Raw genomic sequence first — 12,905 nt, forward strand, 5'->3', positions numbered from 1 at the left:
CCCCGGCCTCCTCAGTAGTGAAACGCTCATCCACATACTCGACTTTCAGGCCTGTTTCAGCCTCAAGCGCCCTGCCGAACTTCATTACTTTTGGATAGATAGTCCCCTGACTGCCGTCAAGCCTTAAAGGGAGGCCGAGAATTATCTTTTCCGCGCCGACTTCATCAATTATCGCCTTGACTGCCTCGATATTTACGCGTTTTCCGACGCTTTTAATCATGCGGAGAGGCTGGGCCGTTTTCCCCAACTGGTCGCTTATGGCGACACCAATACGCCTTTCGCCATAATCAAGCGCTAAAACCCTAATTTTATTTACCTTTCCTCCAGAATCCGCATATCCCATTGTAAAGAAAACGAGTTGACTTGACAAATGCATTCTGGTAGCTTTCAACGTGCAACAAAGTTGCTGGTATCAACAATAACCTGTAAAGAATCATACAGTTAGGAGGTCCTCTTGGGCGGTCTGCGGGAAAAGATTTTCCACCATACCATCAATACGTCTCTCGCCAATTTGAGAAGCGAGATGTGCAAGAAATACAAGCCGAAAAAAGAGGGGCGTTTCTTCCTTGACGGGATCACATACGAGGTGAGCGAAGGGAAGCTGACGGTTGACGGGATACAGATAGAGATAAGCTCCAAAATACCAAACGAAATATTTGACAAGAAGGGCCTCAGTGAAAAATATTTCAAGGAAATAAAAAGAATAATGTCTTCAAAGGACAAGAAACCTTTGGACGTAAAAATGGAAAACATCATCCACTCCACCACTATAAACGAGATCAAGGAGCGGGATTACGTTAAGTGTACCTACGTTTACAAGGAAGATGAACTTTTTACCGACAGCGAAGTAATGAAAGTAGTGAAAGAGGCCGAAAGCGGGAAAGTGGATCTCTCCGGAATAACCGGCGTAAATACCGCCGCCGGACGCGCCGTGATATACATAATCGGCGAAAACATCTTCAAGACTGCGAAAAAGAACCTGGAAGATCTTGTTGATGCCAACAGCGAAGCGGCAAAGAAGTTTTAGATGATACATACACTCGATGAAATCAAGGCAATCCTTCTCGACCTGACCGCCAGGATGGAACGTCTTCGAGGTTTTCTTTGACTTTGAAAGCAAGGTAGAAGAACTCGAACGACTGGAAAAGAAAATTCACGAACCGGATTTCTGGAACGATCCCCATTCCGCACAGAAACTGTTAGCGGAAAAAACCGCGCTGACAAACCGCGTTAAGCTGTTCAAAGATACATACATGAAGGTAAATGACGCGTCACAACTCCACCAGATGGCGGAGGAAGAAAAGGACAACGAAACGATCGAAGAGATCGACCGCTCCCTGAAAAAACTGGAAGACGAAGTATCCTCGCTTGAGATAAAACTCACGCTTTCCGGCGAATACGACCGCGGTAGCGCGATAGTTACCGTCCACGCCGGGGCGGGGGGGACCGAATCGCAGGATTGGGCACAGATGCTTTTCAGGATGTACATGCGCTTTGCCGAGAAAAACGGATTTAAAACCGAAGTGCTCGACTACCAGCCGGGAGAAGAAGCGGGAATTAAGAGCGTCACCTTTTCAATTGACGGCGAATATGCATACGGATATTTGAAGGGGGAGACCGGGGTTCACCGCCTTGTGCGCATCTCGCCGTTTGATTCCAACAAAAGACGGCATACCTCCTTCGCAAGCGCGCATGTGCTCCCGGAGATCGACGACAACGTGGCGGTGGAGATAGATGAAGCCGATCTAAAGGTCGACACGTATCGCGCGTCGGGAGCCGGAGGACAGCACGTAAACAAGACCGATTCCGCGATAAGAATTACCCATATACCTACCGGAGTCATTGTGCAGTGCCAATCTGAGAGATCCCAGCATAAGAACAGGTCGACCGCCATGAAAGTATTACGATCCAAGCTTTTCGAAATTGAAGAGGACAAGAAAAAGGACAAGATCGATTCCATCTCCGGCGAGAAGAAGGAGATAGGATTTGGAAGCCAAATACGCAATTACGTACTTCAGCCATACAGGATGGTCAAGGATGCGAGAACCGGCCTTGAAACCAGCAATACCGAAGCGGTGCTCGATGGGGATATAATGCAGTTCATTGAAGCGTACCTGTCGAGTTCCGGCAACAAGCCGAAACCTGCAAATTCGGGATCAACCAGCGGGAAGGCGTAATAATGTCGAAAAAGAAAAACGAAAAGAGAGTTCTTATCCGGGCAGACGGATCGAAAAAAGTCGGGTTTGGGCATCTGGTCCGCACTGCGAATCTCGCCCAGGAGCTGATCAAGGCTGGGTGGGTTGTAAAATTCTTTACCCTTATGGAAGAAAACGACAAAAGCCCCGCGAACTTCTTCGAACTGCGCAACCTCAAATACCGTAAGGAGCTGAAGACAATTCACGATCCGGCCAAGGTACACTTGGAAGAGATGAAACACTTTAACTGCTCCATCACGATACTCGACTCCTATTCGGTGGACGACTCCTATCGACATTACCTTAAAAAGGCCGGGGTTACCATTATCGCCGTGGACGATGTATACAAGCATTACTCCCACTCCGATATAGTTCTGAACCACAATCCCTCCGCGGACACCAGCCGATACGGGGATTACCGCGGGAAGATGCTGGTTGGCCCTACCTACTCGCTGATAAGTCCGAGATTCAGCAATATCAAAAGAAAGCTCCCCTCATGGCTAAGTCCCCCCAACATCCTTGTCACCATGGGGGGCTCCGACGCAACGGACCAGAGAACCCGCGTGGTGCGCATACTTGAAAGCATGACGGAAAAATTCAACATCACCGTCGTCGGCGGATTCTACTCCGCCAGATCCGAAACCGGAAAAAAAGGGAGCGGTGTAAAACATAAAATTGAGTTCATCGGAAAGAGCGACGATTTCCCCGCAGTTGTTGAAAAATCCGACGCCGCTATCACTGCCGGAGGAATTACGACAATGGAGCTTGCATCAGCCGGCATTCCGTTCATTGTGCTCCTTACCGATTCCTTTCAACTCGACAACGCGAAAGAATGGGAAAAACTTGGAGCCGGCATTTACGGCGGAGATACATCGAAACTTTCGGACGAAGAGTTAAGGGAGGTTTTCAGCCGGTTCATCGCGCTGAACAGGAAGTGGGTGACAATGGGACTTTCCGGACGCGAAATATTCGACGGCAAAGGTGCGGAAAGAGCGGCTCAAAAGATCACAGAATTCCTCTCCTGAAACAACCTTTTTCTTGGATAGCCCCGCGATGGGGAATACAATGTAAACCAATATGGAATTTACAGAAACTAAACCGCTTGTCAGAATCGTGGAACCTGTCCCTATCGAATACGGTGGACAGAAACTCATTCTCCTAAGGGATCCGCAGAGGATTACCGACATCACCCTTACCGTTTCCTTTCCGGCCTACTGGGTTATCAGCCAGATGGACGGCCAAAATACCGTGCAACAGATAAGGGACGCGTACAACGGCACGTTCAAAACGAGCCTCCCTGTCAGCGAGGTGGAAAAACTGGTGTCGATGCTCGACAAATCATTTTTCCTTGAAAACGACAACTTCAGCAAACACAGGGAATCGGTGATAAAAACGTTCTTTGACAGCGATACTCGACCGGCAGTCCTTGCCGGGCAGAGCTACCCCAAGGACGGCAAGGAATTAAACGCAGAACTTGACAGTTACCTGTCGCAATTCAAGCCGAACGGAAAGATACCGTACGCCATTGTCGCCCCCCATATCGACCTGAAAGCGGGCTCCCGCTCCTTTGGCGCGGCCTTTTCAAATCTCAAGGATTCAAAAGCTGAAACATTCCTGATACTGGGAATAGGCCATTCGCTCGGCGGGGATTTCTTCGCCTGCATAGACAAGGATTTCGAAACACCGCTAGGCAGAAGCGCCATAGACATGGAATTCCAGGGGGAACTTGAGAAATACTTCGGAGAGCCGATATACAACGACGCCTTCGCCCACAAGTTCGAACATTCGATCGAATTTCAGGTTCTGTTCCTGCAAAAACTTTTCGGTGGAGATTCAGGCAGAAAAATTGTCCCTATCCTCTTCTCGTTCCCGGACGAGATAGACGGGCTGGATCATCCGAAATTCAACCTGGCCCGGGTTCAGGCTTTTTCCAGCGCGCTTAAAAAAACGGTAGAGAAAATGGGTGACCGTCTCTGCATCGTTGCAGGGATAGATCTCGGGCATATCGGAAAAAGGTTCGGTCAGCCGGATGGAGCCACAAAAGAGCGTCTTGAACTTCTTGAAAAGGAGGACAGGGAACTTCTCTCGTTTGTCGCCGAAGTGAACAAACCGGAATTTCATAAACTCGTGAAGAATATAAATCCGAAAAACAATATCTGCGGTTTTCCAGCCCTTTACATCCTGCTCGACCTCCTGCAAGGAAAGAAGGGGGAACTGCTCGACTACGGTCAGAGCGTGGAAGGGAACAACGACTCCGCAGTATCGTTCGCCGCAATGGCGTTCCACCACGAATCGTGAAAAAACGGGGCGGTTTCATAACTCCCCCCCATCCCGCATACAGTATTGATTTACTCAATGGAATCAAATAGCATCTCTCTTTAATAATTTGAATTTAGGAACATAACCGTGACATCCCAAAACAGCGTAAAAAAGATAGCCATCGCAAGCGACCATGGCGGATATGAGCTGAAGAAAGCGATAGTAGAACTCTTTCTCGAAAAAGGGATCGAATTCGACGATATCGGCACAAACTCGACAGAATCGGTCGATTATCCCGATTTCGCCCATGATGTGGCGGGGCGTATCGCCAACGGTCAAAATTCCAGGGCTATACTCATATGCGGCACAGGGATCGGAATGAGCATAACCGCGAACAGGTATGAGAACGTACGGGCCGCCCTCTGCAACGATGTCTTTTCTGCAAAGATGAGCAGACAGCATAACGATGCGAACGTCCTTGTTCTCGGCGGGCGCGTGGTAGGCCCCGGTCTCGCAAGGGAGATAGTCGACACCTGGCTCCAGGCCGAATTCGAAGGGGGACGGCACCTGCGCCGCCTCGGAAAAATAGAGAATGAACATTTAAAGAATGTCGTCCACGCCGTAGTCTCCAGACACATAAAGGAGAAAAAGGAGATGGACGAAAATGGAATTAAAAAGATCGTGTCGGAAACCATTGACCAAATATCTCAAAAGAACGAGAAGGAGAAGAAATGACGCCTCTTGAAAAACTGGATCCGGAAATTTTCAAGTCGATACAGGATGAAACCCGCAGACAGTCTTCCACACTTGAAATGATAGCTTCAGAAAATTTTGTTGAGGAAGCGGTACTCGAGGCGCAAGGCTCCGTTCTGACAAACAAGTATGCTGAAGGATACCCCGGCAAGAGGTATTACGGCGGCTGCGAATTCGTCGACGTGGCGGAAACGCTCGCTATCGAACGGGCGAAAAAGATCTTCGGCGCGGATCACGCAAACGTACAGCCACACTCCGGTTCGCAGGCGAATACAAGCGTCTACGTCGCCATGCTGAAGCCCGGTGACAAGATCATGGGGATGGACCTCTCCCACGGCGGACATCTAACGCATGGTCATCCGATTAATATCTCCGGCAGGATGTACAACATCGTCAGCTACGGAGTAAACAGGGATACCGAGAGAGTTGAGGCGGACGACATCCTACGCATAGCACGCGAGCACAAGCCGAACCTGATAATCGCCGGGTGGTCGGCATATCCGCGCATACTCGATTTCGAGGTTTTCGCGCAGGCGGCAAATGAAACAGGCGCCCTACTCATGACCGATATGGCACACTTCGCAGGACTCGTCGCCGCGGGGCTTCACCCAAGCCCGGTGCCGCACTCCGATTTCGTAACAACAACTACACATAAAACCCTCCGCGGTCCGCGCGGAGGGATGGTGCTCTGCAAAAAGGAACATGCAAAAGCTCTCAACTCCGCCATCTTCCCCGGTATTCAGGGGGGGCCACTCATGCATGTAATCGCAGCGAAGGCGGTTGCCTTCAAGCTCGCGCTTGAGCCGGAGTTCAAGGTTTATCAGGCACAGATATTGAAAAACGCGAAAACCCTTGCGGACAATTTATTGAGCGCGGGTTTCAGGCTGGTAAGCGGCGGGACAGATGTGCATCTTGTGCTTGTCGACCTTAGACCCAAGAACATAACCGGCAAGGAAGCTGAGGAGGTTCTTGAAAAAGCCGGCATTACCGTTAATAAAAATACGATCCCATTCGATCCTGAAAAACCGATGGTAACGAGCGGCGTACGCATCGGCACACCTGCGCTTACCACGAGAGGGATGAAGGAAAAAGAGATGACACAGATTGCCGAATGGATAACCGAGGCAATAGAAAAGCGTGACAACGAAACAGCTATCGGTGAAATCAGAAAGAAAGTGGAAAAGCTCTGCGCCAACTTTCCGCTGTATAAAGACCGGCTTGTAAGCTGACGCTCCAAGCCGGCTTCAATTATTAGGGGTGAGTTATTAAATCTCCACCGCTGAAATAACAATAGTCGTCGCGAACGTGCCGTTCCGCTCGATATAAATATTTCCGTCGCTGTCACATGGACACCATCCGGTATCGGTATGATTCTTCGCCGCAACTACCGCATCAACTCTCGGCCCCTCCGCTCCGGCACTCCCTGCCCGAAGCATCAAATATGTATCGACAGCTCCCGGATTCCCGGTCAGCCGCGCCTTCACCGCCTTACATCCTCTCGGTATCTTGCCGTTGGATTCGCTTTCCAGATTAATAGCCGCGTTCGCGGAAACCGATGTGGCATTGTAATTCGTAAGCGTCACCGGCTTGTCGAAATGGATAACGTTTTTACCGGGGGAATAATTCCCTGTTCCTATTTTTGAGCCAAGAATCAGCATTGGTCTGGATATATAAGTATTCAAACCGATTGCACCAGTAACCGATATGCCGTATCTCAATGCCGTTGCTCCGACAGGTACTGTTATAGTTTTCTCGATCCAAACAAGGCTACCGGTTTGGGCCACATCGCTATAAGAGACAGTAGTTCCATCATCAATTACGATTTTGGCGGTGTTCCCGGCTTCCGTATATACAAAACAGCCGAATGTAATAGTCCGCCCTTGATATTTTTTAAGATGTGAAATTTCTGTGTAGTTATACGGCCCATAGAGCCACCTCTCGGACGCGGAGCTGTTTTTTATCCATGCCGCATACTGTCCCTTTCCTTTTGTCTGGTCGGTCAGTCTGTGTCGATACGATTCTAAGGTATCGCTTCGCCATCCATCAAATACCGGGACACCGCCGGTTTTTTTACCCGGCACCACTTCGTGAAGCGTGAGGTTGTCAATCGTGCCGGTAAATGCGGAACCTACGGATATCCCTGTATTGGCCCCAGCCGAACCCGTGGCGATGAATCGTCTAGACCAAGTTCCGTTTGCATTTATAACTTCACTTCCAGATACACCCTCGGCATTGAAGCGTATATAACCGCCAACATATCCAGACACATCAATTTTAATTTCATAAATAGCATCTTTTGTAAGCGTCTTTGATTGAAGCACCGCGCCTGTGGCCGCGGTTCCCGCGACATTATTCGCGCCGTATGCCCACCCGGTGCCTAAAGCCCACCCTGTCGCATCCCCCGTGAACGTGGCATTACTGAAAATTTCGTTGGCATCACCGGGCGCTGAAACGCTTCCATCGACGGCGGAATACATCCCCGCCGAATTGCTACACCCGCCGAAGTTAGAATTAGTAAGTAGATTTATTCGTGCGAGGGTGCTCAAGTAACCGATGTTCTCGTCGAGGAGGTCGAGGTTCTGGTCGTACTCCGTCTTGTACTCGCTGTCGAGAACGCTTTTCTTCAGCCCGTTCGTCGTTGTCGATTCAACTGTCATTCTATATTCTCCTATCTATAGTAAGGGAGGGTTTCAAATCCTCCCGGGTAGTCACCCATAACTTGCTCCCGAATCGGTCCCCTTTCCGTGGCGATGACCGAAATAATGCCCGAATCCCCCCGCATTGGCGGGTCTGTGTGAAACAACCAGTTTTGGAAATACGCTGAACGGCGTGTCGACTGCCGATGGAACATTTAACCGCATCTGGATGTGCCGCGCCGCTCCTGGTGGTATGTTGCCGATCCTTCGCCCTTCGCTCACCGGTTCGCCGCCGACAGGAGCAAAAAAGGAATGCGCGTCGTCCGTAATGCCTGTACCAGAAACGCCGGAGCTTTTTACCTCCAGCCATTTTTCATCAACCATTTCCTGACCATTTGGGAGCGAACCTCCGCTGTACTCGCCGTCCGTCAAGGCAAGAGAGAGGTAAACATCTTTCATCTCCAAAACTTCCGCTGTTCCGCTCTTCCGGTTCCAAAGATACAGCGTCATCTCGGCCGACATTTCGCCGCTTTTCAAAAGTCCGAAATATAGAGTGTCGATCTTCACACCAGAAGAGGTGTAAATTTCCACTTCCGGGACCAGGAGACGATATGAAGCAAGCAAATATTTTTGTATCGTCTGGAAATTGGAATAAATATTTGAGAAATTCTTAACCGATCTCTGCAGATTGGAATAGCGGGAAGAGGCCGTCTTTGTCATCGGCTGGAGCACGTCATATCTTGGAATTGTGGATTTCACCAGATAGAGCCTCTCCATAAGCTCCATCTCCTTGATCCCAGTAAAGTACGCGCTGAAGGGGGTATACCAGTGGTCGATGATCTCCAGCTTGTAGTAGAGATAAGCCGTAGAATTTGAAAATGCATACTCAAACCACTGATCCGCGTTTGTCGATGTAGCTTCCGTCAACAGATTGTCCCACACGCTATCGTCGTTGGAGCCGTACAGCTTGAAATTCTTTATCAGCAACACCGACCCGCCTGTCGAATAGTCGGGGCGAAGGCGGAGTTTTTCTCCCCTCTTCGCGGTAGCAAGCTGATACTTTATCCACTGCGGAGAGGTAGTCGCGCTCGCTTGCCACTTGGTTCCGGTGTCGTCATCGAAACCCTTGCTCGGCGTATTCGAGCCGTTTGTGCTGGAAGCTGTGGCCGTCCCCCCTATCAGGAAATCGATATCGTATGCCATCTCTTAAACCGTGTCCGCCTTGAAGGTGAATGAAAAATAGTTGTTCGCGTACCGCTGACTCGTTACGCTTACTACCCTTTTTATCCAGAGGCCATACACCGCTCCCGCCGCCAAGTTTCCAATTGAAAGGGCGTTCGCTTCCCCTGCGGCTGTGTAAAAGGTAAGGCCGGTCGGCGCGGTTGTCTCGTTTGCAATGCTCTGGATCGCGTTGCTGACCGGAAGCTCTATTGCTATCTCTACAGCATCGTCGGCAAACGGAGTGTTTGTTTCGATCCACACCTTCATTGAATTCATGGCGGCGGCGGAATCGTTCTTTACCATCACGGCGCGGTACTCGGTGCGTCCGACAGCAGCTTCCCCCGACAAGACATTGTCGAAAAGATTTTCCGACATTGTGGCAAGCGCAATGCTATCGCTCTGATTGGATGCCGGAAGGCTCGCCGACGTTACGGTAACTATCATGTATTTTGTCGCGGTGTCGGAATACAAGACGTAGGAACCGTCAGCAGAAACATCCACTCCGGGTCCGGCCGTATCTCCCGGTGCAGTGTAGGCCAGAAGTTTGCCGGTGAACGTAAATCCAAGCGTTGCCGAACCGGCCCCGCTTGGCGATGGCACATCGTTTATCACAACACCGGTCACGTTTGACGGCGCGCTTGCCGAAAGCGATTTTAATACCGTTCCGGAACGCTTCCCTCCAAGCGACGCGCTTGGATTCGATTGCGGGTCGCCGTCCGTGGCGACACCCGTTAAATAAATATTCAAGTGATCTTCAGCCATTATTTCCTCCTGTAAATGATCTGGCGGTGCTTGAAACCCGCCCCTACAATGTTGATTGCCGTTTTGCTTTAATCGTCATCCGCTCGTCCCTCGGCTGAACTCTGTAACCGATCTCCGTCACCTCGACTATTTCGGAAATACCCGCACGCGAAAAATTCAGTTTCAAACGGGAGCCGAGCTCAATGTATGGATTTATTCTTGAAAGCGAGAAACGTAATTCCGCATGGCCGACCTCAAGACCTGACGCCATCGAGGATTCCGAATACTCGAAATCAAATTCACCGCCGATGCCAACCGGATTGAATGGCTGACCGGGCGCGGGATCCTCAACCAGCCGATATACGATCTGCCCGTTGCGGTCGCCGTACCTTATCCTTTTCTGCCCGACAAGCGGATTTGATTTATCCTGCTCCCCTATCAGAATTGCGTCCGCCGCCATAAGCGCGTTTGGATAATTCCCTACGCAACCGCCGACCGGTTCCAGCGGATAGAGCGTCGCATGTTCTATCGGGTCGAGCACCACATCAGCCGCGTAATCGGCGTGAATGGTGGAAACTATTGCAGGCTTCGTGTAGTCGCTCATCCGTCCCGCGACGCCCGTCACATCATCAATCCGTATCTCCACTGTCTCCGCGCCGTAGCTTTCCGTTATCCCGCCGGGGAACGGCACACCGGTCAAAAGGGGAATTTCCTTTTCACCGCTAACTGTATGCGCGACAAGGTAGATCCGTATCCTGTCGAAATCTCCCGGCACAAGGAGGTTCTGCCACCCCCCCGATGTTCGGGGATTCTTTTCGTCCGGCCATGCTATCGTGAGCGATGCGAATGTGCCGGAGAAGGAAGTTCTGCCGCTGAAACCGGCGATAACCCCGAGGTCGGTTACAGCCGCCCCGTCGTCCCAGACCGCTCTTAAGCGCTTCATTATCTTTTTCGGTTCAGGCAATGTTTGCGGAACGGAGCTTCGGGTCAGGGTCTCCACCACCTCTTTGTTGGCAATGACGGCGCTTACCGGAAAAAGGGAGATCATTATTAAATTTCTCCTGTTACGGCAAGGCTGATTTTCACCGCATAGCAGTTATCGGATTTCCGCCTGCTCTCGAAGGAACTTACAAGACATGCATACTCAGCAAGCGGTTCCGAATAGCCGACAGGCGCGCCATTTTGAAAATATCGGTAGAGAACAAAGAGCTTGTCCCTGTCCAGCTCCGTCTCCAGCGCAAACGAAAGGTCCGAAGCCGAAGAACCGACCATCCTTGAATCGGTCCCTTCCAGCGTCTCAATAGAGACCACCCTGTTTTTCAGGCGCAACGCCTCGAACCCCGGAACCTCAAGAAAAAGTCCCGCATCGTTCAAACTGAAAAGTGTCGCCATAACATCCCCCTACAAATAAAAGAATTCAAGATTTTTGCATTCAAGCTTCACCGGGTTCGCCCTGAATGAAACTCCCCCCGGCGAATAATCGATATCGTGAATCTTCCCTTGGGCGTAGAAGGAAATCTTTGACAGCTTCGGGAATATCCGTTCCGGGTTAACCTCTTCGTTGAAAACAAAAGGATAGGCGGCGGAAAAATCTGCCGCGATATTTCTTATGACATCCGACCCGCTGTTTATTTCAAAGTAGCCCGGAAAAACTCCGTATTCCCCTGATGGTGATGGGGGCGGCGTCACGTCGGCTCCGCCTGAATCAAAACATCTCATCAGGAGGTTTCCGATATTATCGAAATCGTTTTCATCTCCCGACATCGGAACATTGAACGCCATATCGGTTAGCAACCCGGAGGCGAAACCGATTGGATGTCCTTCGGCGTCCCTTCTCGGCTTGCTCCTGAACAATCCAAACCGCCCGTTATGAGCGGAAGGGAGAGAAGTTCTCAAACTTGAAAAATCAGCGCTCCCTGGGGAAACATAAAGAAGGGAAAAATGGAGATCAAGATTTACTTCGCATACCGATGAATACGCCGGCATCCCTGGTTCCGATGTATACCAACTCGTGTTTATTGTTGAACCGTCCAGATAATCGGGGTATGGGGCCTTGCTGAACGTAAGTATCATGCAGGCCGGGAGTTGAAGGCCGGTTCCATAGCCATCCACGTCAATGTAATGATCGTAAGTATCGGAGGTAAAAAGATTCACAGACATGTTCAGGTCCTTACCGGAACAGAAAAGCGGAATACTCACCTCAGAAGAGACTGCAACGGGAGGGGATATTATTATCGGGCTGTCCGACTTTTGAAAATATATCGGCCTTGGAAATTTCACCGATGCGTAATCATCCCTCGCCACAGTGAAACCCTCCTCCAGCACCGCGGTCTCAACAGCAAGCGAGCCGCCATTGACAGCGATGCCTGCCGGGATTCCAAACGGGAAACCTTCTTTTACATAGATATCGGAAAGCTTTACGTCCCACCTGTTAATTTGAAAACTTCCGTTATCCCAAACTTCGTAGTCGAGCGGATCGGTTTTAATTTTGCTGAATATGAAATATCCCGGATGATCGTCCTCCTCATTCGGATGCCCGCCGCCGTTTTCAATATCGGCCGTCGAAGGGGAGTAACCGCTCCAACTCTCGTTCCTTGACGCACAGCCTGTTTTCGGTTTCTGTCCGCATCCATACCCTGCTACCCACGGCTCCCCGTCCCGTGGTAGAAGACAGTTCTTCTCATCCTTGAGATCATGAATGACTGCAACACAATCACCGACCGAATATGAGTGCTCCTGCGGAAGCAGTGCGCAACTGGCATCTTGGAAATATGCGAGGCCGTACGCGATTTTCGATATCACCTTTTTTCTGTCGAGGGCATATGCGCCCCCCATCCTCTCCCCCCATAGATACATTGCTGAAGCTGTTGCCGGCTTACTCTTTGCCAGTTCACTAGCGGAAGCCCATCTTTTGGAGGTTCTGTATGGGAGAAGCCTGGAGTCGCATGGAGAGTATCTGCCGTCCGGCACGAAGAGCCGGTAATGTTCTCCCGCTACAAAATTGAAATCGGCAACGGCGCTCTGTACCGGATAACTGTTTCCGAGGTCATCAGCAACCATAAACCACCCTTCCATGCCATCAATCGGCATAGTAACCTTC

12 protein-coding genes and 1 pseudogene are annotated in these 12,905 nt (G+C 50.5%); 6 read left to right on the forward strand and 7 right to left on the reverse strand.

Annotation, left to right across the window (positions count from 1 at the left end):
* Nucleotides 1–376 (reverse strand): Holliday junction resolvase RuvX (gene ruvX, locus OEY64_08485; GenBank protein ID MDH5542984.1); only part of this gene is annotated, 376 nt, incomplete at its 3' end.
* A 78-nt stretch (nucleotides 377–454) separates the two neighbouring features.
* Between ruvX and OEY64_08490 the strand changes: the two genes are divergently transcribed.
* The 6 genes and pseudogenes from OEY64_08490 to OEY64_08515 all read left to right on the forward strand — a co-directional run bounded on the left by OEY64_08490 (nucleotide 455) and on the right by OEY64_08515 (nucleotide 6,436).
* Nucleotides 455–1,027 (forward strand): hypothetical protein, encoded by a 573-nt coding sequence (locus OEY64_08490; protein ID MDH5542985.1) that lies wholly within the window; start codon nucleotides 455–457, stop codon nucleotides 1,025–1,027.
* Nucleotides 1,028–2,177 (forward strand): peptide chain release factor 2 gene (gene prfB / locus OEY64_08495; protein MDH5542986.1). Its coding sequence is split into 2 segments (ribosomal slippage): nucleotides 1,028–1,093 and nucleotides 1,095–2,177, totalling 1,149 coding nucleotides; the frame shifts between segments, so codons are not numbered across the junction.
* Nucleotides 2,178–2,179: 2 nt separating this feature from the next.
* Nucleotides 2,180–3,220, forward strand: coding sequence for a UDP-2,4-diacetamido-2,4,6-trideoxy-beta-L-altropyranose hydrolase (gene pseG / locus OEY64_08500; protein MDH5542987.1), 1,041 nt, complete (start codon nucleotides 2,180–2,182; stop codon nucleotides 3,218–3,220).
* Between the two features lie 52 nt (nucleotides 3,221–3,272).
* Entirely contained in the window at nucleotides 3,273–4,493 is a 1,221-nt protein-coding gene (gene amrB / locus OEY64_08505; protein MDH5542988.1) for an AmmeMemoRadiSam system protein B, read from the forward strand.
* A gap of 108 nt (nucleotides 4,494–4,601) precedes the next feature.
* Nucleotides 4,602–5,039, forward strand: a pseudogene (gene rpiB / locus OEY64_08510) (ribose 5-phosphate isomerase B).
* A 146-nt stretch (nucleotides 5,040–5,185) separates the two neighbouring features.
* Nucleotides 5,186–6,436 (forward strand): serine hydroxymethyltransferase, encoded by a 1,251-nt coding sequence (locus OEY64_08515; protein MDH5542989.1) that lies wholly within the window; start codon nucleotides 5,186–5,188, stop codon nucleotides 6,434–6,436.
* Nucleotides 6,437–6,472: 36 nt separating this feature from the next.
* On the opposite strand, the gene OEY64_08520 is transcribed toward OEY64_08515, so the two are convergent.
* The 6 genes from OEY64_08520 to OEY64_08545 are packed head-to-tail and all read right to left on the reverse strand — an operon-like array spanning nucleotide 6,473 to nucleotide 12,895.
* Entirely contained in the window at nucleotides 6,473–7,864 is a 1,392-nt protein-coding gene (locus OEY64_08520; protein ID MDH5542990.1) for a hypothetical protein, read from the reverse strand.
* A 51-nt stretch (nucleotides 7,865–7,915) separates the two neighbouring features.
* Nucleotides 7,916–9,046, reverse strand: coding sequence for a discoidin domain-containing protein (locus OEY64_08525; GenBank protein MDH5542991.1), 1,131 nt, complete (start codon nucleotides 9,044–9,046; stop codon nucleotides 7,916–7,918).
* Between the two features lie 3 nt (nucleotides 9,047–9,049).
* Entirely contained in the window at nucleotides 9,050–9,826 is a 777-nt protein-coding gene (locus tag OEY64_08530; GenBank protein MDH5542992.1) for a hypothetical protein, read from the reverse strand.
* A 43-nt stretch (nucleotides 9,827–9,869) separates the two neighbouring features.
* Nucleotides 9,870–10,853: a hypothetical protein gene (locus OEY64_08535; protein ID MDH5542993.1), complete on the reverse strand. Its 984-nt coding sequence runs from the start codon at nucleotides 10,851–10,853 to the stop codon at nucleotides 9,870–9,872.
* A 2-nt stretch (nucleotides 10,854–10,855) separates the two neighbouring features.
* Nucleotides 10,856–11,197 carry a hypothetical protein gene (locus OEY64_08540; GenBank protein ID MDH5542994.1) on the reverse strand — a complete coding sequence of 114 codons (342 nt, stop codon included), beginning with the start codon at nucleotides 11,195–11,197 and terminating at the stop codon, nucleotides 10,856–10,858.
* A gap of 9 nt (nucleotides 11,198–11,206) precedes the next feature.
* Entirely contained in the window at nucleotides 11,207–12,895 is a 1,689-nt protein-coding gene (locus OEY64_08545) for a hypothetical protein (GenBank protein MDH5542995.1), read from the reverse strand.
* Between the last annotated feature and the right edge of the window lie 10 nt (nucleotides 12,896–12,905).

This window comes from Nitrospinota bacterium (genome assembly GCA_029881495.1).
Lineage (GTDB): Bacteria > Nitrospinota_A > UBA7883 > JACRGQ01 > JACRGQ01 > JAOUMJ01.

Coding starts and splice junctions, on each gene's coding strand:
- pseG (MDH5542987.1), top strand. CDS start 2,180: ATGTCGAAAAAGAAAAACGAAAAGAGAGTTCTTATCCGGGCAGACGGA.
- amrB (MDH5542988.1), top strand. CDS start 3,273: ATGGAATTTACAGAAACTAAACCGCTTGTCAGAATCGTGGAACCTGTC.
- OEY64_08515 (MDH5542989.1), top strand. CDS start 5,186: ATGACGCCTCTTGAAAAACTGGATCCGGAAATTTTCAAGTCGATACAG.
- OEY64_08520 (MDH5542990.1), bottom strand. CDS start 7,864: ATGACAGTTGAATCGACAACGACGAACGGGCTGAAGAAAAGCGTTCTC.
- OEY64_08525 (MDH5542991.1), bottom strand. CDS start 9,046: ATGGCATACGATATCGATTTCCTGATAGGGGGGACGGCCACAGCTTCC.
- OEY64_08530 (MDH5542992.1), bottom strand. CDS start 9,826: ATGGCTGAAGATCACTTGAATATTTATTTAACGGGTGTCGCCACGGAC.
- OEY64_08535 (MDH5542993.1), bottom strand. CDS start 10,853: ATGATCTCCCTTTTTCCGGTAAGCGCCGTCATTGCCAACAAAGAGGTG.
- OEY64_08540 (MDH5542994.1), bottom strand. CDS start 11,197: ATGGCGACACTTTTCAGTTTGAACGATGCGGGACTTTTTCTTGAGGTT.
- OEY64_08545 (MDH5542995.1), bottom strand. CDS start 12,895: ATGCCGATTGATGGCATGGAAGGGTGGTTTATGGTTGCTGATGACCTC.